General features: G+C 73.0%; 18 protein-coding genes. 14 read left to right on the forward strand and 4 right to left on the reverse strand.

What is annotated here, in order from left to right; genetic code table 11:
- Nucleotides 1-75: 75 nt before the first annotated feature.
- The 5 genes from G3576_RS32585 to G3576_RS15035 all read left to right on the forward strand — a co-directional run bounded on the left by G3576_RS32585 (nucleotide 76) and on the right by G3576_RS15035 (nucleotide 7,100).
- Nucleotides 76-3,066: a PAS domain-containing protein gene (locus tag G3576_RS32585; RefSeq protein WP_164695224.1), complete on the forward strand. Its 2,991-nt coding sequence runs from the start codon at nucleotides 76-78 to the stop codon at nucleotides 3,064-3,066.
- A gap of 68 nt (nucleotides 3,067-3,134) precedes the next feature.
- Nucleotides 3,135-3,908 (forward strand): SDR family NAD(P)-dependent oxidoreductase, encoded by a 774-nt coding sequence (locus tag G3576_RS15020; protein ID WP_164695225.1) that lies wholly within the window; start codon nucleotides 3,135-3,137, stop codon nucleotides 3,906-3,908.
- A 19-nt stretch (nucleotides 3,909-3,927) separates the two neighbouring features.
- Nucleotides 3,928-5,277 carry a homogentisate 1,2-dioxygenase gene (gene hmgA, locus G3576_RS15025; RefSeq protein ID WP_235951944.1) on the forward strand — a complete coding sequence of 450 codons (1,350 nt, stop codon included), beginning with the start codon at nucleotides 3,928-3,930 and terminating at the stop codon, nucleotides 5,275-5,277.
- Complete coding sequence (locus tag G3576_RS15030; RefSeq protein ID WP_164695226.1) at nucleotides 5,274-6,047, forward strand: GntR family transcriptional regulator; 774 nt, start codon at nucleotides 5,274-5,276, stop codon at nucleotides 6,045-6,047. The genes hmgA and G3576_RS15030 overlap by 4 nt, the downstream gene beginning before the upstream one ends.
- Nucleotides 6,048-6,134: 87 nt before the next feature.
- A complete protein-coding gene (locus G3576_RS15035; RefSeq protein ID WP_164695227.1) occupies nucleotides 6,135-7,100 on the forward strand; it encodes a tripartite tricarboxylate transporter substrate binding protein in 966 nt (321 codons plus the stop codon).
- Nucleotides 7,101-7,128: 28 nt separating this feature from the next.
- On the opposite strand, the gene G3576_RS15040 is transcribed toward G3576_RS15035, so the two are convergent.
- From G3576_RS15040 to G3576_RS15050, 3 genes are read right to left on the reverse strand one after another with little or no spacing between them, the layout of a single operon-like run.
- Nucleotides 7,129-7,437: an AzlD family protein gene (locus G3576_RS15040; RefSeq protein ID WP_164695343.1), complete on the reverse strand. Its 309-nt coding sequence runs from the start codon at nucleotides 7,435-7,437 to the stop codon at nucleotides 7,129-7,131.
- Nucleotide 7,438: 1 nt separating this feature from the next.
- Nucleotides 7,439-8,197, reverse strand: a complete 759-nt coding sequence (locus G3576_RS15045) for an AzlC family ABC transporter permease (RefSeq protein ID WP_328729156.1) — start codon at nucleotides 8,195-8,197, stop codon at nucleotides 7,439-7,441.
- Entirely contained in the window at nucleotides 8,194-8,820 is a 627-nt protein-coding gene (locus tag G3576_RS15050; protein WP_164695228.1) for a RecX family transcriptional regulator, read from the reverse strand. Before G3576_RS15050 ends, G3576_RS15045 begins: the two co-directional genes overlap by 4 nt.
- A gap of 14 nt (nucleotides 8,821-8,834) precedes the next feature.
- On the opposite strand from G3576_RS15050, the gene G3576_RS15055 reads away from it, so the two are divergent.
- The 7 genes from G3576_RS15055 (at nucleotide 8,835) to G3576_RS15085 (ending at nucleotide 16,814) form a co-directional block, all read left to right on the forward strand.
- The gene (locus tag G3576_RS15055) at nucleotides 8,835-9,650 is read left to right on the forward strand and encodes an ABC transporter permease (RefSeq protein WP_235951946.1); all 816 of its coding nucleotides are present in this window, start codon (nucleotides 8,835-8,837) and stop codon (nucleotides 9,648-9,650) included.
- Between the two features lie 129 nt (nucleotides 9,651-9,779).
- Nucleotides 9,780-10,409 carry a PRC-barrel domain-containing protein gene (locus G3576_RS15060; RefSeq protein WP_164695229.1) on the forward strand — a complete coding sequence of 210 codons (630 nt, stop codon included), beginning with the start codon at nucleotides 9,780-9,782 and terminating at the stop codon, nucleotides 10,407-10,409.
- Nucleotides 10,410-10,512: 103 nt separating this feature from the next.
- A complete protein-coding gene (locus tag G3576_RS15065; protein ID WP_164695230.1) occupies nucleotides 10,513-10,866 on the forward strand; it encodes a hypothetical protein in 354 nt (117 codons plus the stop codon).
- 161 nt (nucleotides 10,867-11,027) lie between these two features.
- Nucleotides 11,028-12,230 carry an aspartate aminotransferase family protein gene (locus G3576_RS15070; RefSeq protein ID WP_328729159.1) on the forward strand — a complete coding sequence of 401 codons (1,203 nt, stop codon included), beginning with the start codon at nucleotides 11,028-11,030 and terminating at the stop codon, nucleotides 12,228-12,230.
- 10 nt (nucleotides 12,231-12,240) lie between these two features.
- Nucleotides 12,241-13,194 carry an ornithine carbamoyltransferase gene (gene argF / locus G3576_RS15075; protein WP_164695232.1) on the forward strand — a complete coding sequence of 318 codons (954 nt, stop codon included), beginning with the start codon at nucleotides 12,241-12,243 and terminating at the stop codon, nucleotides 13,192-13,194.
- Nucleotides 13,195-13,353: 159 nt separating this feature from the next.
- Nucleotides 13,354-15,054 carry a methyl-accepting chemotaxis protein gene (locus G3576_RS15080; RefSeq protein WP_164695233.1) on the forward strand — a complete coding sequence of 567 codons (1,701 nt, stop codon included), beginning with the start codon at nucleotides 13,354-13,356 and terminating at the stop codon, nucleotides 15,052-15,054.
- A gap of 56 nt (nucleotides 15,055-15,110) precedes the next feature.
- Nucleotides 15,111-16,814 carry a methyl-accepting chemotaxis protein gene (locus G3576_RS15085; protein ID WP_164695234.1) on the forward strand — a complete coding sequence of 568 codons (1,704 nt, stop codon included), beginning with the start codon at nucleotides 15,111-15,113 and terminating at the stop codon, nucleotides 16,812-16,814.
- On the opposite strand, the gene G3576_RS15090 is transcribed toward G3576_RS15085, so the two are convergent.
- On the reverse strand, nucleotides 16,767-18,209 hold the full coding sequence (locus G3576_RS15090) for a hypothetical protein (RefSeq protein WP_164695235.1): 1,443 nt from the start codon (nucleotides 18,207-18,209) through the stop codon (nucleotides 16,767-16,769). The two genes, G3576_RS15085 and G3576_RS15090, sit on opposite strands and share 48 nt — an antisense overlap.
- 127 nt (nucleotides 18,210-18,336) lie before the next feature.
- On the opposite strand from G3576_RS15090, the gene G3576_RS31745 reads away from it, so the two are divergent.
- Both G3576_RS31745 and G3576_RS31750 read left to right on the forward strand, forming a co-directional pair.
- On the forward strand, nucleotides 18,337-19,749 hold the full coding sequence (locus G3576_RS31745; RefSeq protein WP_164695236.1) for a M16 family metallopeptidase: 1,413 nt from the start codon (nucleotides 18,337-18,339) through the stop codon (nucleotides 19,747-19,749).
- Complete coding sequence (locus G3576_RS31750) at nucleotides 19,746-21,002, forward strand: M16 family metallopeptidase (protein WP_328729162.1); 1,257 nt, start codon at nucleotides 19,746-19,748, stop codon at nucleotides 21,000-21,002. Before G3576_RS31745 ends, G3576_RS31750 begins: the two co-directional genes overlap by 4 nt.
- The last annotated feature ends 232 nt before the right edge of the window (nucleotides 21,003-21,234 follow it).

Here is a 21,234-nt window from a genome sequence, read left to right on the forward strand (position 1 = left end):
GCCCTAACGAACGTGTGCCGGCTCCGTTTCTCGGTCTAGATAACGCCGGCACGAGGCACTGCGAAGGGAAGCGGCGTGGCGGAGACGGCGGGGCGTTTGGCGGGGCGGGGGCGCCCGGTGGCGCGGGGCGGGCGATGGCTTGCCCTGAGCCTGGCCGCTTTCGCGCTGATCGCGACCTGGCTGTTCGGCGCGACCGTGCTGGTGGATCGGCAGGCCACGCTGGAACAGGGCTGGACGGATGCAGAGAACACCGCGGCGCTGCTCGCCCAGCACACCGACCGCGTGCTGCGCATCGCCGCCATCACGGCGGAACGGGTGGAAGCGCTGATCGATCGCCATGGGCTGGAGGAACTGGGGGAGCGGCGCCAGCCGCTGCTCGCCGCCCTGGTCGCCGGCACGCCGGAAGTCTCCAAGCTTTGGATCATGGATGCCGAGGGCCATGTCGCCGCCAGCAGCGAGGGCACGCTGCTGCTGGGCCAGGACTACGGCAGGCGGCCCTATTTCGCGCCCCTGCTGGATGGCGGCCGGGACCACATCTCCGGCATGATCTACACCCGGCCCGAGACCGGCTGGTACTTCACCTGGAGCCGCGCGCGGCGGGATGAGCGGGGCGCGCTCGCCGCCGTCGTCGTCGTCGCCATCAGCAGCGCCGATATGAGCCAGGTGGCGGGTGGCCTGGCCCTCGGCCCCGGCGCCATGCTGCGCCTGTCCCGGCAGGACGGCACGCGCGTGATGCAATGGCCCCTGCCGCCGGTCGGTGCCGTGCTGCCCTCCCCGGACCCGCTGCCGGGCCCGATCGGGCGGCGGGAGGAGCGGGGGCCGGATGGCAATGAACGCCTGCTGGCCTGGAGCAGCACGCCCGGCCAGTCCCTCGTGGCGGTCGCCGCCGTGTCGCGCGACCATGTCCTCGCCCCCTTCTACGGGCGGCTGCTGCGCAACGGGCTGCTCTTCGGCGCCGCCATCGCCATCGCCGGCCTGCTGGCCCGTGCCGCGCTGCGCGCCGCGCGGCGGGAGGCGGCCGCGCTGTCCTCCGCCGAGGAGCGTGGCAGCGCGCTGGCCTTCGCGCTGGCGGAGCGGGAGGACCTGCTGGCCTCCGTGCAGGAAGGCGAGGCCAGGCTGCGGCTGGCGGAACAGGCCGGCGGCATCGGGCTCTGGGACTGGGACCTGCGCGATGGTCGCCTGACGCTGATCGGCGACGTCTTCCTGGCCTGGGGGCTGCGCATCCGCCGCCGCGTCTCCACCCGCGCCGCGCTCCGCGCCGTGCATCCGGAGGATCGGCCGGCGCTGGCCGAGGCGCTGGCCGCCGCGGTGCGTGGCGATGCGCCGCTCGACATCGAGTTCCGCCTGGCGCCCCGGAGGGGCCCCGCGGGTGGGGAGGCCGCCGATCCCCGCTGGATCGGCGTGCGGGCGGAGGTGCGGCGCGCGATCGACGGGGAGGCGCGGCGCCTGCTCGGCATCGCGCTCGACGTCACGGCGCGGCGGCGGCAGGCGCTGGCGCTGACGGAAGCCAACGCCATGCTGGAACGCCGCGTCGCCGAACGCACCCGCGCGCTGGCCGACGCCAACGCCCGGCTGAGGGAGGGGGAGGCCCGCTTCCGCGGCATCTTCGACGCCACCTTCCAGTTCATCGGCCTGCTGTCGCCGGATGGCACGGTGCTGGAGACGAACGATGCCCTGCTGCGCCTGGTCGGCGCGGAGGCCGCCAGCATGACCGGCCGCAAATCCTGGGAAGCCCCCTGGTGGCCGGAGGAGGAGAAGGAGGCCGTTCGCGCCGCCATCCGCCAGGCCGCGGAAGGCGGCTTCGTGCGGCGGGAAGCGCGGATGCGCGCCGCGGATGGCACCCTCATCACGGTCGACTTCTCCATCAAGCCGGTGCGGGACGAGGACGGCATCGTCTCCCTCCTCGTGCCGGAGGCGCGCGACGTCACCGACCTCAAGGTCGCGCAGGCGCAGCTGCTGGAAGCCCAGAAGATGGAGACGCTGGGCCGCCTGACCGGCGGCGTGGCGCATGACTTCAACAACCTGCTGATGGCGGTCATGGGCAACCTGGCCCTGGCCCGCAAGCGCCTGGGGGAGGCGCCGCCGCCTGCCGTCATCCGCCACCTCGATGCCGCGACGCTGGGGGCGGAGCGCGGCGCGCAGTTGACGCAGCGGCTGCTGGCCTTCGCCCGGCGGCAGGACCTCAAGCCCTCCGCCGTCGATCTCGCCGCGCTGCTGGAAGGGCTGCGCGACCTGATCGCGCGTTCCGCCGGGCCGCGGGTGACGGTGGCGACACGTGTCGCGCCCGGGCTGCCCGCCGCGCGGGTCGATCCGCACGCGCTGGAACTCGCCCTCATCAACCTCGTCGTCAATGCGCGGGACGCGATGCCGGAAGGCGGGCGGATCGAGCTGACGGTCGCCCTGGCCAGCTCCCCCGCCGGGCTGCCGCCGGGCCGCTACCTCTCCGTCGCCGTCGCCGATACCGGGCATGGCATGGATGCGACCACCCTTGCCCGCGCCGTGGAGCCCTTCTTCTCCACCAAGGGGCCCGGGCAGGGGACGGGGCTCGGCCTGTCCATGGTGCATGGCCTGGCGCACCAGTCCGGCGGCGCGCTCCGCATCGACAGCACGCCGGGGGAGGGCACGACCTGCACGCTCTGGCTGCCCGTCTCCGCGACCGAGGCGCTGCCGGCGACGGTGGCGGCGGAACAGCCCGCGCCGCTCGGCACCGGGCGCGTGCTGCTGGTGGATGACGAACCGCTGGTGCTGGACAGCACCGCCGCGCTGATCGAGGAGCTGGGCTACGAGGTCGCCACCGCGACCTGCGCGGAGGATGCGCTGGCGATGCTGGATGCGGCGCAGGAGCCCTTCCGCGCCGTGGTCACGGATTTCGCCATGCCGGGCATGACGGGCGCCGAACTCGCGGGCCGCATCGGCGCGCTGCATCCGGGCCTGCCCGTCATCCTCGCCAGCGGCCATGCGGGACCCTGGCCGGACGGGCCCGGCCCGCTCCGCCTGGCGAAACCCTTCAGCCTGGCGGAACTGGCCATGGCGCTGGACAGCGCCCTGGCGCGGGCGGCGGCCTGAATGCCTCGTTGACCATCGGTCAGGCTGTCGCGTATTCATCCTATCCATAGAAGGATTGGAGGAAGCGCATGAGCGGGGCACTGCGTCAGGGTGGGCAGGGCGAATACCGGCTGGATGGGCGCATCGCGGTCGTCACGGGCGGCAGCAGCGGCATCGGCGCCGCCACCGTCCGCCGCCTGGCCGCCGCCGGCGCTTCCGTCGTGGTGGGCTACAATGGCGGCGCGGATCGCGCGGCGGCGCTGGTCGCCGAACTGCCGGGCCGGCACCTCGCGCTCCGCATCCCGATGGAGGACAGCGCCGCCATCCGCGACGCGGCGGCGAAGGTCGAGGCGGAGTATGGCCGCTGCGACGTGCTGGTGAATTCCGCCGGCGTGACGCGCGCGGTGCCGCATGCGGATCTGGAGGGGCTGGACGATGCCAGCTTCGACCGCATCCTGATCACCAATGTGCGCGGCCCCTTCTCCACCATCCGCGCCTTCGCGCCGCTCATGAAGCGGGGCGGCGATGCGGTGGTGGTGAACGTCTCCTCGCTCTCCGCCTCCACCGGCCTTGGCTCCTCCATCGCCTACTGCGCGTCGAAGGCGGCGCTCGACACGATGGGCATGTCGCTGGCCCGGGTGCTGGGGCCGGAGGTCCGGATCATCAGCGTCTCCCCTGCCGCCGTCGCGACCGATTTCGTGCCGGGCCGCGGGCGGGAAGGGGTGGAGCGCCAGGCCGCGACCACGCCGCTCAAGACGGTGGCGGAGGCCGATGACGTCGCACTCGCCATCATGGCGGCGGCCACCCATCTGCGGCTGACCACCGGCACCGCCATCCTCGTCGATGGCGGCAGGCATCTTTGACACGAACGGAGGATCGACCATGCCCGACACCGTGCTGATGCCGCCCTCCGAGGCGGTGCTCTCCCCCACCGATGGCTCGCTGGCCTACATGACCGGCTTCGCCAATTCCTTCGCGACGGAGGCCGTGCCCGGTGCGCTGCCGGTTGGCCGCAATTCGCCGCAGAAGGCGCCGCGCGGCCTTTATGCCGAACAGCTCAGCGGCACCGCCTTTACCGCGCCGCGCCATGCCAACAAGCGCACCTGGTTCTACCGCATCCGCCCCAGCGTCCGGCACGGCAACGGCTTCCGCCGCGTCGATGCCGGCCTGATCCGCACCGCGCCCTGCCGGGATGAGAGCGACCTGCCGATCGGCCAGCTGCGCTGGCACCCGATCGAGATGCCGACGGAGCCCACGGATTTCATCCAGGGCCTGCGCACCATCACCACCTGCGGCGACGCGCAGATGCAGGCGGGCATCGCCAGCCACGTCTATCTCGCCAACCGCTCCATGGATAACCGCTACTTCTACAATGCGGATGGGGAGATGCTGCTGGTGCCGCAGACCGGCGCCATCGAGGTCTTCACGGAGTGCGGGAAGCTACACGCCGCGCCCGGCGAGATCGTGCTGATCCCGAAGGGCATGAAGTTCAAGGTGGACCTGCCGGACGGCCCCGTGCGCGGCTATGTCTGCGAGAATTACGGCGCCTATTTCACCCTGCCCGAACGCGGCCCGATCGGCGCCAATTGCCTGGCCAATCCGCGCGACTTCCTGACGCCCGTCGCGGCCTATGAGGATCGGGAGGAACCCTGCGAGCTGCTGGTGAAGTCGCAGGGCAAGCTCTACACGACGGAGCTCGCGCAATCGCCGCTCGACGTCGTCGCCTGGCACGGCAATTTCGCGCCCTGCAAGTATGATCTCCGCCGCTTCTCGCCCGTGGGATCGGTGCTCTTCGACCATCCCGATCCCTCGATCTACACGGTGCTGACGTCGCCTTCCGAAACGCCCGGCACGGCGAACGTCGATTTCGTCATCTTCCCGGAGCGCTGGGTGGTGATGGAGGACAGCTTCCGGCCGCCCTGGTACCACATGAACGTCATGAGCGAGTTCATGGGCCTGATCTACGGCCAGTACGACGCGAAGCCCGAAGGCTTCAAGCCCGGCGGCATGAGCCTGCACAATGCCCTCATCGCCCATGGCCCGGATACCGAGGCCTTCGAAAAGGCCTCGAACCGCGAGCTGAAGCCGGAGCGCCTTTCCGGTACCATGGCCTTCATGTTCGAGACGCGTTACCCCATGAACGCCACCGGCTACGCCTCCTCGCTGGAGTTGATGGATACGGGCTACCCCGATTGCTGGGACGGCCTGGCGCGCGAATTCCGCCCGCGATGAGCCTGGAGACAGGGGACGGGACCTTGTGGCCCGCCCCCGCCAGCTTCGACCGCGACCTGCCGCTGCGCTACCAGCTGCAGCAGCACCTCCTCGCCACCATCCGCGCCAGGCCACGCCCGAACCAGGCGCTGCGCCTGCCGACGGAGGCCGAACTCGCGCGCCACTACGGCGTCGGCGTGGTGACGGTGCGGGAAGCGCTGCGGCCGCTGGAGGCCGATGGCGTCATCACCCGCCACCGCCGCCGCGGCACCTTCGTGGCGGCGGACGCCCCCACCGCGCCGCCGCTCGAACTCCGCGGCTCCCTCGCCTCCCACTTCGCGCAGCATGACGCGGAGGAATTCGAGTTGCTGGAACAGGCGGAGGTCCCGGTGCCGCCGCGCCTCGCCGCGCATTTTCCGGGTGCCTCGGTGCTCTCGATGTTCCGCCGCCTGCGCCGCAACGCCGGCGAGGTCGTGAGCCACGCCGTGAACTGGCTGCCCGTCGAGCACGGTCGCCGCGTGCCGCTCGACCGGCTCGCACGCTGGCCGATGACGCGCGTGCTGCGCGACGCACTCGGCCTGCCCGTTGCGCGCATCGAGAACAGCGTGGAAGCGCGCCTCGGCAGTCCCGACGTCACGCGCCTGCTCGGCGTGCCGCCGCTCAGCCCGATCCTCTTCTTCACCGGCATCAGCCAGGATGCGCAACGCCGCGTGCTGGACCTGGTGGAGATCGACTACCGCGCGGACCGGTTCCGCTTCGGGGTGAGCTTCGACGTGGCACAGAACGAATAGGTGCGAGGCGCTGCCTCGCGCTCCGCCGGGGGGCGTGGCGCCCCCCGGACCCCGCCTTCAATCAACAAGAATGAGGAACGACAAGGAATGACCACCATCACCCGCCGCGCGACACTCGCCGCCGCGCTCGCGCCCCTCGCCACGCCAGCCCTCGCACAGACCTGGCCCGACCGGCCCATCACCCTGATGCACGGCTTCGGCGCCGGCGGGAACGCCGATGTCATCGCGCGCGTCATCGCAGCCCCGCTGGCCGAAGCGCTGGGCAAGCCCGTCGTCGTCGAAGCCCGCACCGGCGCGGGCGGCAACATCGCCAGCGAAGCCGTCGCCCGCGCCCGGCCCGATGGCCACACGCTGATCCTGCTGACCGGCGGCCACGCCGTCTCCGCGGCGCTCTACCGCTCGCACCGCTTCGACCCGATCGAGGATTTCAGCTTCATCTCCACCGTCTCCGTCTTCCCCTTTGTCGTCGCCACGCGCGCGGACGGCCCCATCACCTCCATCGCGGAAATGGCGGCACGCGCGCGGCGCGACCCGGGCGCGCTCACCTTCTCCTCCGTTGGCGTCGGATCGACGCAGCACCTGACGGGCGAACTGCTGGCGCAGACGCTCGGCGTCTCCCTGACCCATGTGCCCTATCGCGGCGGCACCCAGCCGCTGACGGACCTGCTGTCCGGCCGCATCGACATGATGGTGGACAGCGTGACCGTCACGGGCGCCGGCATCGCCGCCGGCACGGTCCGTGCCCTCGGCGTCACCAGTGCCACCCCCTGGCCCGCCCTGCCGGAGGTGCCGACCGTGGCCAGCGCCGCGCCGGGCTTCGAGGTCGTGTCCTGGGTCGGCCTCGCCGCCCCCGCCCGCACGCCGGCGCCCATCGTCGAACGCCTGAACGCCGAGCTCCGCCGCGCCGTCGCCATCCCCGCGGTGAAGGAGAGGCTGGAAGCGCTCGGCACCCGCGTCGCCCCCAATGCGCCGGAGGAGATGCGGCGCTTCGTGGCCGGCGAGGTCGCGCGCTGGAACCAGGTGATCGACCGCGCGCGGATCGACCGGCAGTAGGCGCGCCTACCCCGGGGGTGGCGTGCCACTACCCCGCGATCAGCCGCAACCCCCAGGTCGCCGCGATCCCCGCGATGATCGCGGCGCCCATGTTGCGCGTCGTGACCTGCACGCCCACCACCACGGCCGCGCCGCACCAGCCCGGCCAGCCCAGCGCCAGCAGCGGCGGCGCCACATAGGCGGCGAAGAGGCAGCCGGGCAGGTGCCGCAGCACCATCTCCACCCAGGGCGGCGGCCGCACGGCCCGCAGCACGGCATAGCCGCCCGCCCGGCAGGCATAGGTCACCAGCGCCATGCCCGTGATGGCGGCCAGCACGTCCCAGCGGACCACCCACATCTCAGCCACGGGACGCGTCCTTCCATCCCGGCATCCCGCGCCCGCGCATCTCCATCCAGGCGCCGAGCCCCGCGCCGGCGAAACTGCCCAGCAGCAGCGGCAGCGGCACCGGCAGTGCCGCGCGATGCGCCGCGATGGCGACCAGCGCCGCCACCCCCCAGGGCAGCAGATCCAGCCTCGGCCCGCGCCACAGCGGTACCAGGATCGACAGGAAGGCCGCGATGGAGGCGAAGAACAGCGGATGCCCCGGCGGCACCCGCACCAGCCCGCCCCCGAGATGCCCCGCCGCGACGGTCGCGACCCATCCCACCCAGATGCAGAGCCCCACCCCCAGCAGGAACCCCGCATCCCGCCCGCCCGCCCGCTGTTCCGCGATGCCGAGCGCGAAGGAATGATCGACGAGGGTCGAGAGCGTCCCCCACAGCTTCCAGCCCCGCAGCTTGTCGAGCCAGGGCGCCAGCGCCGCGCCCATCGGCGCCATGCGGATGTTGACGACCAGCGCCGCGATGGTCGCGGCCAGGATCGGCGCCGGATCGGTCCAGAGTTCCAGCACCACCAGCTGCGCGGCACCCGCGAAGACGAAGGTGCTCATCAGCACCGCCTCCGCGAAGCTCAGCCCCTTGGCGGCGGAGAGCACGCCGATGACCAGGCCGAAGGGCACCATCCCGATCAGCAGCGGCACGGAGGTCACCGCCCCCCGCCGCACCCCGTCCCGCGTGAAGATCACGCGCCCGCGCGAACGCTCCTCGCTGCCGCTCACGAATGCCGCGCCGCCAGCAGCCGGTCCTCCGCCAGGCCGGGCTCCATGCCGAGCGCCCGCGCCGCGACATCCCGCCCGAAGCCGCCCCGCGCCAGCGCCGCCATGGCCTTCCGCCGTTCCTCCAACCCCGGCTCCGCCGTGCCGAAGGGCCCGATCCGCCGGCGGCGGCAGAAGGCCAGCGCGGCGTCGAGTTCCGCCTCCTCGCCCTCCGGCAGCGCCGCCGCGGCGGTTTCGGAATCCACACCCTTGGCCGCCAGGTGGGCCAGCGCCGCGCGGCGGGACTTGCCGCCCCGCAGCAGCCGCCGCGCCCGGCTTTCGGCGAAGGCCGCGTCATCGACACTGCCGGTGGCGACCATCTTCTTCGCCACCTCCGCCGCCGCCTGCTTCCCCGCGGCGACCGCCGCTTCCGTGTCCTGCATCCCGAAGGCTTCCGCCGCGCGCTTCCAGCGATCGACGCGCCGCATCAGCACGCGCCGCAGCCCGGCCTCCGTCGCCGCAAACCGCGCGAGATGCGCCACCGCCGCCTCCTGCAACCGGATGGCGTTCGGCGGCGGTCCGGGCGGGCGGGGTTCGCGGCGTTCACCGGCGGGGGGTCTGGCGTGGCGGCGCCGCTCTTGTGCCATGGCGGTATTCTGCCATGGTCCGCGCCCTCATGGCGACCCTCACCCCCTCTCCCATCGATGCCGGCCATCCCGCCTGGCGCGGCTTCCTCGCGCTGACGGCGCGGGAGACGAAGCGCTTCCTCAAGGTCTGGGCGCAGACGCTCGGCGCGCCGGTCGTCACCACGCTGCTCTTCCTCGCCGTCTTCGTGCTTGCGCTCGGCGAGACGAAGAAGGAGGTCGGCGGCATCCCCTATCTCGAATTCCTCGGCGCCGGCCTCGTGGTCATGGCGCTGGCGCAGAACGCCTTCTCCAACTCGGCGTCGTCCCTGATCATCATGAAGGTGCAGGGCAACATCGTGGATTTGCTGATGGCGCCGCTGCCGCCGGCGGCGCTCCTGGGCGGCCTGGTCGCGGGCGCGGCGTTGCGGGGCTTGGCGGTGGCGGCGGTGGTGCTGGCGACGATGTGGCCGATCGTCGGCTTCTCCGTGCCCTCGCCGCTCACGGCGCTGGCCTTCGCCGCGCTGGGTTCGACGCTGATGGCGATCCTCGGCGTGCTGGCCGGGCTCTGGGCGCAGAAATTCGACCAGATGGCCACCATCACCAACTTCGTCATCACGCCCTTGGCCTTCCTGTCGGGCACCTTCTATTCGGTGGAGCGCCTGCCGCCCGCCTTCCGCGCGGTGGCGCATGCCGATCCGCTCTTCTGGATGATCGATGGCTTCCGCGCCGGCATCGCCGGCCATGCGGAGGGACACACGCTGCTCGGCCTGCTGGCGCTCTCCGCCACCACGCTGGCGCTGTGGCTGGTGACGCTGCGGCTGGTGCGCCGGGGGTGGCGGCTGCGCGCCTGACAGCAGGCATGGTGATCCTCCCAAGCGGTTGACGAAGCGGATATCGCAACCATCGCGACCATGGCCGCGTTGGGTGGCCGATCGCGGGGGGCAACCACCCGCGGCGCCACCCCCCGGAGACGCCACGCCATGCTGACCAGCAAGACGATCCTCACTATGACGACCGCGGCCGCGCTCTGCGCCGCGCCCGTGCTGGCCTTCGGTCAGCCCAACTCCCCCGGCACCAACCAGCAGCCGCAGACGACGCAGACCAGCCCCTCCGACGGCACGCCCGGCAACCCGCCCTCCACCGCGACGCAGCGTGCGCTCGATGCCGTGACCGGCAACCGCACCGACGCGGACGGCACCGGCAACAACCCGCCCGGCACCGCCGCCGGCCGCGCCATCGACCGCGCCACGGGCAATGCCCCTGCCGCCGGTGCCAGCGCGACTGGCGCGACCACGCCCGGCATGGCTGTGGACAGCCTCCGCCTCCGCGATGGGCGCCGCGCCAGCCAGGTGATCGGCTCCACCGTCTACAACGAGAACAACGAGAGCATCGGCGAGGTCGACGACCTCATCGTCCCCTCGGCCGGCGGCCAGCCCGTGGCGGTCATCTCGGTCGGCGGCTTCCTTGGCATCGGCGCCCGCCTGGTCGCCGTCCCCTATGAGCGCCTGACCCACAATGCCGAGCGCAACCGCTGGATGCTGCAGGGCGCGACGAAGGAAGGGCTGCAGGCGCTGCCGGCCTTCAACTACGACAACAACCGTCGCGGCTGATCCGCCACCCCCGTTCGGGCCCGTCGCAGTCGCGGCGGGCCGCCTCCGGCGGGCGCGGGGCGCGCCAAGAGGCCAGATCAACGCCCTGCCAGGAACCCTGAGCATGAAACGCACCCTTTTCGCCATGGTGGCGCTCGCGCCGCTCGTCGCCTGCGCCAACCCGCAGGATGGCCGTCCGGGCAACCCGCCCTCCACCGCGACGCAGCGCGCCTATGACCGCGCCACGGGCAGCCCGCCCACCAGCGCGGACGGCACGGGCAACAACCCCTCCGGCACCGCCGCCACGCGCGCGCTGGACCGGGCCGCCGGCACCAACACCTCCGGCGCCTACCCGTCCCAGTCGGATGGCCGTCCGGGCAACCCGCCCGGCACGGCGGCGGAGCGCGCCTATGACCGCGCCACGGGCTCCAACACCTCCGGCGCCTACCCGTCCAACAGCGGCGGCGTCCGCCAGTAATCGCTGGCGTGCGGAAGAGGCCGGTTCCCGCAAGGGACCGGCCTTTTTTTGTGCCTCCCTGTTTTGACCCGCGCCTCTCTTTCGTGCAATTTCCTCCGCTTCCGCGCCTGCCCTGGCGAATGGACGCCCCGGGCCGTGCGGACCGAAGGAGGATGGATCCCGTGATCCCCGCCCTGATGCCGACCTACAACCGCGCCGACCTCGCCTTCGAGCGGGGCGAGGGCGCCTGGCTGTGGACGGCGGATGGGCGACGATACCTCGATTTCGGCGCGGGTATCGCGACCAGCAGCCTCGGCCATGGCCATCCGCACCTGACGAAGGTGATCGCGGAGCAGGCGGCGAAGGTCATGCACGTCTCGAACCTGTACCGCGTGCCGCAGGCGGAGCAGCTGGCGGCGCGCCACGTCGCGGCCTCCTTCGCCGACAGCGTCTTCTTCTGCAATTCGGGCGCCGAGGCGAACGAGGGCATGGTGAAGGCCGTCCGCAAATACCATGCGGAGAACGGCCACCCCGAGCGCTTCCACATGATCTGCTTCGAGGGCGCCTTCCACGGCCGCACCCTCGGCATGCTGTCGGCCACGGGCAACGAGAAGTACCTGGCCGGCTTCGGCCCGCCGGTGCAGGGCTTCGACCATGTGCCCTTCGGCAACATGAATGCCGTGCGCGATGCCATCGGCCCGCAGACCGCGGGCATCATGATCGAGCCGGTGCAGGGGGAGGGCGGCGTCCGCCCCGCCGATCTCCGCTTCCTGCGCGAACTCCGCGCCGTCTGCGACGAGTTCGGCCTGCTGCTGGCGCTCGATGAGGTGCAGACCGGCATGGGCCGCTCCGGCAAGCTCTGGGCCCATCAATGGGCCGGGATCGAGCCGGACGTCATGTCCTCCGCCAAGGGCATCGGCGGCGGCTTCCCGCTGGGTGCCATCCTGGCGAAGGAGAAGGTGGCCAAGCACCTGAAGCCCGGCACCCATGGCACCACCTATGGCGGCGGGCCGCTGGCCTGCGCGGCCGGCAATGCCGTGCTGGACGTGGTGCTCGCGCCCGGCTTCCTCGACCAGGTCGATCGCGTGGCCCGCGTGCTGTGGCGCGGGCTGCTCGACCTCGCGCAGAAGCACCCGGCGGTGATCGCCGGCGTGCAGGGGGCGGGGCTGCTGCTCGGCCTCAAGCTGCGGCCGGAGGTCAACAACGGGGAGATGCAGGGCGCCTGCGTCGCCGAGGGGCTGCTGACCGTCGCCGCGGGCATGAACGTGCTGCGCCTGGCGCCGCCGCTCATCATCACGGAGGCCGAGGTGGAGCAGGCGCTGGCCCTGCTCGACCGCGCCTGCCTGCGCATGACCCCGTCCCAGGCGCAGGTCGCGGCGAAGTGAGCGTGGCCCCATGAGCGTGGCACTCAAAAGCGTGGCGGGGGGCGGCAAGGCCGCTCCCCGTCATTTCCTCGAACTGATGGACCATGATGCCGCGACGCTGCGGCGCATGCTGGATCTCGGCCAGCAGGCCAAGCGCGGGCAGGTGCAGGGCAAGCCGCTGGCCGGGAAATCCGTCGCGCTGATCTTCGAGAAGCCCTCCACCCGCACCCGCGTCAGCTTCGAGGTCGGCATCCGCCAGCTCGGCGGCGACGTCATCGTGCTGTCCTCCAGGGACATGCAACTGGGGCGGGGGGAGACGCCGGCCGATACCGCGAAGGTCCTGTCCCGCTACGTCGATGCCATCATGCTGCGCACCGACAATGTGGCGAAGATCCGCGAGCTGGCGGAACACGCGACGATCCCCGTCATCAACGGCCTCACGGATGTCTCCCATCCCTGCCAGCTGATGGCCGACATCATGACCTTCGAGGAGCATCGCGGCCCCATCGCCGGCCAGGTCGTGGCCTGGACGGGCGATGGCAACAACGTGGCCCAGAGCTTCATCCAGGCCGCGGCGCGCTTCGACTTCACGCTGCGCCTGGCCACGCCGCCCGAACTCGCGCCCCCCGCGCAGCTGATCGACTGGGCCCGCCAGCAGGGCGCGCGGATCGAGCTGACCGCCGACCCCCACGCCGCCGTCGCCGGCGCGCGCTGCGTGGTGACCGATACCTGGGTCTCCATGTCGGATGAGAAGGGCGAGGCGCAGATCAGCCGCCACAACCTCCTCGCCCCCTACCAGGTGAATGCCGGCCTGCTGCGCGGCGCCGCGCCGGACGCCATCGTCATGCATTGCCTGCCCGCCCATCGCGGGGAGGAGATCACCGACGAGGTGATGGACGGCCCGCAAAGCGTGGTGTTCGACGAGGCCGAGAACCGCCTGCACGCGCAGAAGGGCGTGCTGCTCTGGGCTCTCGGCGCCGGCTGAGCCGACCACCCGACGACTTGTCGGGAAAATAGGGCAGCTTCACTGCCCATTAAGCGCTTGCCCCCATGGTAAGGTGTCCCTGCCGGGACACCGAACCCGCCCCTCGTCGGTGCATGGCGCGCCGTCCCTCGGGGGGCGCCGTGCCATGGATCCGCCGGCATGAAGCTGCCCTTCCCCCCATCCCTCAGCCTGGCCGCCATCGGCGTGCGCACCCGCATCCTGCTGCTGGTCATGGCCGCCCTGCTCGCCAGCGTCGCCGGCCTCGGCGCCTGGAGCCTCCGCACCCTGCATGGGCATGAGATGGAGGCGGCCTCCCGGCAGCTGGAACGCAATCTCGAGCTGATGAACGCGCTGCTCGGCGATGTCGGCGGTGCCTGGCGGCTGGAGGCGGGCAACCGCCTCTTCCTCGGCGATACGCTGATGAACGACAACCACCGCATCCCCGACCGCGTGAAGCAGGGCGGCGGCGGCGTCGCCACCATCTTCGCCGGCGAGACGCGGATCGCCACCAACGTCCCCGGCCCCAATGGCGGCCGCGCCATCGGCACCGCGCTCGGCGCCGGCCCGGCGCTGGACGCCATCCGGCGAGGTGAGACCTATCGCGGGGAGGCGATGATCCTCGGCCGCCCGCATGTGACGATCTACCAGCCGATCCGCGACGCATCGGGCCGCCAGGTCGGCATCGTCTTCGTCGGGCAGGACCTCGTCGCCGCGACGACGACCGTGGAGGCGCAGAAGCGCGACCTCATCCTCGCCGTGCTGGTCCTCGGCCTGGTCCTGGCCATCGGGCTCTGGGCGCTGCTGCGCTGGTCGCTGCGGCCGCTGGTGGCGCTCGGCGCGGCCCTGCGCGCCATCGCCGCGGGGCGCACCGACACCACCGTGCCCTGCACGGATCGCCGCGACGAACTGGGCGATATCGGCCGCGCCGTGGCCGCGCTGCGGGACGGCACGGCCGCAGCCCGGCGCGCCCAGGCGGCGGCGGAGGAGGAGCGGCATCGCGCGGAGGCCGCGCGTGACGCCGCCCGTCGCACCGCCGCGGACCAGATGGAAGGCGCCATCGGCGGCATCGCGCAGGGCGTGGCCGGCGCCGCGACCGCCGTGCAGGACGCGACCGCTGTCGTCGGCGATGTCAGCCAGCGGATCGGCGACCGGGCCCGCCACGGCGCCTCCCGCATCGGCGAGGCGACGCAGAACGTCCATGCCGTTGCCGCGGCGGCGGAGGAACTCGCCACCTCGGTCGCCGAGATCACCCGCCAGGTCGCCGCCAGCACACGGACGGCGCAGGAAGCCGCGGAAGCGGCCCGCGCCTCCGACATCACCGTGGCAAGCCTGGCGGAAGCCGCGACGCGGATCGGCGACGTGGTGCGGCTGATCAGCGACATCGCCGGCCAGACCAACCTGCTGGCGCTGAACGCGACGATCGAGGCGGCGCGGGCCGGGGAGGCCGGGAAGGGCTTCGCGGTGGTGGCACAGGAAGTGAAGGCGCTGGCCAACCAGACCGCGAAGGCGACGGAGGAGATCGCGTCCCAGATCGGCGCCATGCGCGGCGCCACGGACCAGGCGGTGGGCGCCGTGCGCGGCATCGCCGATGCGGTCGGCCGGATGGAGCAGGTCACCACCAGCATCGCCGCGGCGGTGGAACAGCAGGGCGCCGCGACGCGGGAGATCGCCCGCAACGCGGCGGAGGCCGCTGCCGGCACGCAGCACGCCGCCGCCGACATCGACGGGCTGAGCGAGGAGATCGCCGCCGGCGCCACGGGCATCGCCACGCTGCGCGCGGCGGGCGTCGAGGTCGGCCGCCAGGGTGACGCGCTGCGGACGGAACTCGCGAGCTTCGCAGGCCGCATGCGGGCTGGGTGACGAAATATTCATGACATTTTCGTAGGAATTGCCACTTCCGATCACGGGAACCTCTGATGGCCATCACCCTGCGCGGCACGCTTGCGCGCCTCCGCCGCCCCTCCCTTCGCGCCGGGCTGCTCGCGGCCGCGCTGGCCATGCTGGCCGCTGCGGCCGTCATCCCCACCGCCCTGCTGCTGTCCGACAGCCGGGAGCAGGAGCGGAAGCAGGCGCAGGACTCGATCCGCGCCAACCTCGCCTTGCTGGCGGAGGTGCTGAAGCCCCTCGGCACGGAGTGGCGGATGGAGGGCGAGGTCCTCCGGCTCGGCGATACGCCGCTGAATGGCCGGCATGAGCTGGTGGATACGGTCAAGCGCGTCACCGGCGGCGTCGCCACCGTCTTCGCGGGTGAGGTCCGGGTCGCCACCAACGTGCTGCGTCCCGATGGCAGCCGCGCGGTCGGCGCGCCGATCGGCCCCGGGCCGGTGCGCGATGCCGTCTTCGGCCGCGGCGAACGCTATGAGGGCCGCGTGACGATCCTCGGCCAGCCGCATCTCGGTGCCTATGAACCGGTGAAGGATGCTGCGGGCCGCGTCGTCGGCATGATCGGCGTCGCCGTGCCGATGGCGGAAGCCGATGCCCGTGCCGATGCGCTGATCCAGCGCGCCATGATGGCGGCGGGGCTGACGCTGCTGCTGGCGGGGGTGCTGCTCTGGTGGCTGCTCCGCCGGTCGCTGCGGCCGCTGCAGGGCCTGTCGGCCGCGCTGCGCGCCATCACCGCCGGGCGGCTCGATGCGGAGGTGCCCTGCGCGGACCGGCATGACGAACTCGGCGATATCGGCCGCGCCGTCGCGGCATTGCGCGACGCGACCGCCGTGGCCCAGGCCCAGGCCCGCGCGGCGGAGACCGAGCGCCAGGAAGCCCAGGCCGCCCGCGCCGCCGCCCGGACCGCGACGGCCGCCCAGCTGGAGGAAGCGGTCGGTGCCATCGCCACCGAACTCGGTGGCTCCGCGGAGGCGCTGCTGGCGGCGGCGGAGACGGTGGGGGAGGCCGGCACCCGCACCGCAGGCCGCGCGGCCCAGAGCGCGGTGCGCATCGACCAGGCGACCGCCAACGTCAACGCCGTCGCTGCCGCGGCGGAGGAACTCGCGGTCTCCGTCTCCGAGATCACCCGCCAGGTCGCGGAAAGCGCCCGCACCGCGCAGGAAGCGGCTTCCGCCGCCCGTGCCTCCGACACCACCGTGGCAAGCCTGGCGGAAGCCGCGACGCGCATCGGCGACGTGGTGCGGCTGATCAGCGACATCGCCGGCCAGACCAACCTGCTGGCGCTCAACGCCACGATCGAGGCCGCGCGGGCCGGCGAGGCCGGGAAGGGCTTCGCCGTGGTGGCGCAGGAGGTGAAGGCGCTGGCGGCGCAGACCGGCAAGGCGACGGAGGAGATCGCCAGCCAGATCGGCGCCATGCGCGGCGCCACGGACCAGGCGGTGGGCGCCGTGCGCGGCATCGCCGATGCGGTCGGGCGGATGGAGGAAGTCACCACCAGCATTGCCGCGGCGGTGGAGCAGCAGGGTGCCGCGACGCGGGAGATCGCCCGCAACGCGGCGGAGGCCGCCGCCGGCACGCAGGACGCCGCCGCCGATATCAGCGGCCTGACGGAGGAAGTCGCCGCCGGCGCCGAGGGCATCGCGACGCTGCGGGAGGCCGGCGCCGCCGTCGGCCGCCAGGGCGCCGCGCTACGGACGGAGGTGGCGAGCTTCGCGAATCGCCTGCGCGCCGCGTGACAGCACGACCATCCCGATGAGGACCAGGAGCGGCGCCACCGGCATCAGGTAGCGCTGCTCCACATGCACCGGCAGGTAGACGCCGAGGAACCCGCCGCAGACCAGCCAGGCGCCGAGCAGCGGCAGGAAGCGCGGATCCCGCCGCAGCAGCAGCGGCGCCAGCATCGCCGCCCCCGCCAGCAGCAGCGCGATGGCCCGGCTGCCCGCCAGCGTGACCAGCGCCGCCAGGGCCATGGGCGATCCCTGCTTCAGCCGGTCCAGGATCGCGTCGATCCGCCCGAACCAGGGCCGCGGCCGGTCGAAGCGCAGATGCAGCTCCGCCACCGCATCCACCGGCATGAAGCCGATCTGGAACAGCTTCACCGGTGCCCGGACGACCATGGCGCGCAGCATCTCCAGCGGGTGTCGCTGCCAGGCGCGCCAGTAGCGGTCGCCGGCCACCGCCGCGATCTCCGGTGCCGTCATGCCGGCCGCGAAAAGCGCGTCATTCATCGCGTCCAGCCCCTGGTAGCCGCGCGGCACCACGTGCTCGCGCACCGTTCGGTCGAACAGGTCATCGCCATCGAAGACCGGCACGCCGCGCGCCAGCAGCGGCAGCACCGCCTGCACCATCACGATCTGCTTCGTCGTCGACAGCACCGCATGGCCGCTGCGGCGCAGATTCTCCTCCATCAGCCAGCCCGCCGCCAGCAGCACGGGCGCCAGCAGCAGCCCCGCGCCGAGGATCCGCCGCGATGCCCCTCGGCCAGCCGCGATGACGGCCGCAGGCAGGAAGGCCAGCACGAGATAGGCCGTGGCCTCCCGCACCAGCAGCCCGATGCCGAGCATGGCCCCCGCCAGTGCCACCGCGGTCAGCGACCCGCGTCCCAGCCCGGCCTTCAGCAGCAGCAGCCCCGCGCCGCCGGCCAGCGCGCCGTAGAGCGCATCCGTCATCACCGCGACCTGCATGGCGAGGGTGACGCCGACCGCCGGCATCAGCGCCGCCGCCACGGCCCAGGCCCCGCGCAGCCCGAGGGCCAGGGCCACGCGATGCGCGAGCCCCGCCAGCGCCGCCTGCGCCGCCATCTGGAGGACGACCAGCCCCCAGACCCAGCGCTCCGGCGCCAAGACCTGCAGCGCCGCGATCACCGCGGGATAGCCCGGCGTGCGGAACAGCGTGGCGGGGGAGGATGCCTGGCGCAGCAGCGCCTCGCCCGCCGGCAGCGGCCCGGCGCGCAGCGCCTCCGCATAGGCCAGGTAGCTCGGGCTGTCCGGCGTCATCATCGGACCGAAGGCCAGCAGCGCCGCCAGCGCCGCCGCCAGGGATGCCAGCACGACCAGCGCCGTCCCGCGCCAGCCCTGATCGCGCGGGGCCAGCAGGGCAGGGGGCGCCGCCATCGAGGGCTGGACATACATGGCGGGCCTTCACGGTCCTGTGACGGGCGCGGCCTACCATGCGCGTCGAACCTTGGTCGAGCGCGCCGATACACATCGAAACCGTCGCCGCTTTGCGTGGCGCCCATCCGGGCCCATCTTGCAGCCCATGATCCCGATCACCCGTCGCACCTGCCTGCAGGCCGCGGCCGCCACCACCCTCCTCGCCACCCCGCTCGCTGCGCCCTCTGCCCAGCCGGCCGCCCCCGCTGCCCTGGAGGATCGACCCCTGTTCGGCGCCACGCTCCGCACCCTGCCGAACGGCCTCCGCGTCGCGCATGTGGAACAGCGCCGCGCGCCGGTGATCGCCAACTACGCCTATGTCTCGGCCGGGGGCGGCGAGGATCCGCCCGGCCTGTCGGGCATCGCCCACTACCTCGAGCACATGCTCTTCAAGGGCAGCCCGCGCGTCGCCTCCGGCGAGTTCTCCCGCCGGGTCGCCCGTGAGGGGGGCAACGACAACGCCTTCACCTCCCGCGACGTCACCGGCTACTTCCAGCATGTCGAGGCGTCCCGCCTGCCGCTGGTCACCATGATGGAGGCCGACCGCTTCGCCGGCGCCCTGATCCCGGCGGCCGAGATGGAGAGCGAACGCCGCGTGATCCTGGAGGAGCGCGCCCAGCGCACCGGCTCCTCCCCCCGCGCGCTGTTCTACGAGGGCTTCGACGCCGCCATGTGGGGCCGCCAGCATTGGCGCGGCCGCCCGATCATCGGGTGGGAGGAGGAGATCCGCGCCATCTCCCATGCCGACCTGCTCGCCTTCTTCCGCGCCCGCTATGCGCCGGGCAATGCCGTGCTGGTCGTGGCCGGCGCGGTCAGTGCCGAGGATTTCTGGCGCATCGCCGAATCCGAATGGGGCGCGCTGCCTGCCGGCCCCGCCGTGCCGCGGGACCGCGCGCCGCCCCCCGCCGCCCCGCCCGAGCCCCGTTTCGTCCGCAACGATCCGCGTCTGCGGGGCGAGGCCAACTTCGTCCGCTCCTGGCAGGCGCCCTCCATGACGGCGGGCGATTCCGCGCTCGCCGATCCGCTGGAGGTGCTGCGCCACCTGCTGGGCGGTGGGCAGGGATCCCGCCTGCACCGGGCGCTGGTCGAGGGCGGCATCGCGCTGGCGGCGTCGGCCAGCTACGACGGCGATGTCGCAGGCTGGACCGATTTCGACATCGCCGCGACGCCGCGGCGGGAGGTGCCGCCGGAGCGCGTGGAACAGGCCATCATGGCCGAGGTCAAGCGCCTGCTGGATGCGGGCGGCCCGACCGAGGCCGAGGTCGCGCGCAGCATCCGCCAGATGACGGCAGGATCGCTGCTGGCGCTCGATGGGCTCGGAGCCGCGCCACGCATGATCGGCAATGCGCTGGCCATCGGCCTGTCCATCGACACCGTCGAATACTGGCCGCGCCGCATGCGCGCCGTGACGCGCGACCAGGTGGCGAAGGCCGCCGAGGCCGTGCTGGGCCGCGCGCCGTCCGGCAGCGGCTGGCTGCTACCCGAAGGCGTCGCGGCGCCAGCGGAGGTGCGGCTGTGACGACGCCCTTCCGGCTGGAGATCCAGACCGTCACCGCGCCGGGTGGCCTCACCGCCTGGCTGATCGAGGACCACTCCGTCCCCGTCGTCTCCCTCGCCTGGGGCTGGGGCGGCGGCGCGGCGCTGGATGCGCCGGAGCATGCCGGCGCGCTGGCGCTGGGCGCCGGGCTGCTGACGGATGGGGCGGGGGATCTCGACAACGTCGCCTTCGCCGATGCGCTGCGGGACAACGCCATCGGCCTCGGCTTCGATGCCCAGCGCGACGGGTTCGAGGGTTCGCTCCGCGCCCTGCTGCCCGCCCTGCCGGAGGCGGTGCGCCTCGCGAACCTGGCCATGACGGCCCCCCGCCTGGCGCCGGACAGCGTGGCGCGGATGCGCGCCCGCGCGGTCGCCGGCGCGCGGTCGCAGCTGGAGACGCCGCGCGGCCAGGTCGGCCGTGCCTTCTGGGCCGCGGCCTATCCCAATCATCCCGCCGGTCGACCCACGGGCGGCACGGTGGAGACGCTGTCGACCCTGCCCGAACAGGCGATCCGCGACGCGCTGGCCCGCCAGCTGCGTGCCGGCGGCGTGCTGGTGGCGGCCTCCGGCGCCATCACCGCGGCTCAACTGTCCGCGCTGCTGCCGACGCTGTTTGCCGGGCTGCCGGCCGGGGAGCCGCCCACGGCCCCGCCGCTGCCCGCCTTCGTCCCCTTCGCGCCCCGCATCATCGAGGTCCCGGCCCCGCAATCCGCCATCCAGTTCGGCCAGCCGGGCCTGGCCGTCAGCGACCCGGATTGGGAAGCCTTCCAGGTCGTGCTGCGCATCCTGGCCGGCGGCGGCTTCTCCTCCCGCCTCATGGAAGCGGTGCGCGTCCAGCGCGGGCTCACCTACGGCATCGGCGCCGGGCTCGACACGCTGTTCGGCCAGGGCTTCGTCGTGGGCTCCTCCGCCACCGACAACGCCAAGGTGGGGGAGGCGATGGCCGTCACCCGTGCCGAATGGGCGCGCATGGCCGCCGAGGGGCCGACGGCGGAGGAGCTGGACGATGCGGTCGCCTTCCTGACCGGCAACCTGCCCCTGCAATTCACGGACAGCCGGCGCATCGCGGCCACGCTGCTGGCGCTGCGCCGGAACAACCGGCCGATCGACTGGCTCGACCGGCGCAGCGATCGCCTGCGGGCGCTGACGGTGGAGGGGCTGCGCAGCGTGGCGGGGCGGCTGTTGAAGCCGGAGGCGCTGTCGGTCGCGATCGCGGGGCGGCCGGAGGGGGTGTGATTCCGCTGGCGTCAGGGTCGGTGTTCCTGATAGGTTCCAGCGACCAGGGCCGAGCCATGCGCCGGTGATTCCGGGAAAGGCGCTGCCTTTCCCGGACCCTATCCGCCAGGCCCGAGACGGGCCTGGACCGTCGTCGTTCAGGGTTGCGCCAAAATCCCGCGGTCCAGGGTCCCGCTGGACCCTGGCCCGGGGGTGCGGGGGGGCGGAGCCCCCCTGCGAAAGCGGGCAGTGC

The organism is Falsiroseomonas algicola (genome assembly GCF_011040385.1).
GTDB lineage: Bacteria > Pseudomonadota > Alphaproteobacteria > Acetobacterales > Acetobacteraceae > Falsiroseomonas > Falsiroseomonas algicola.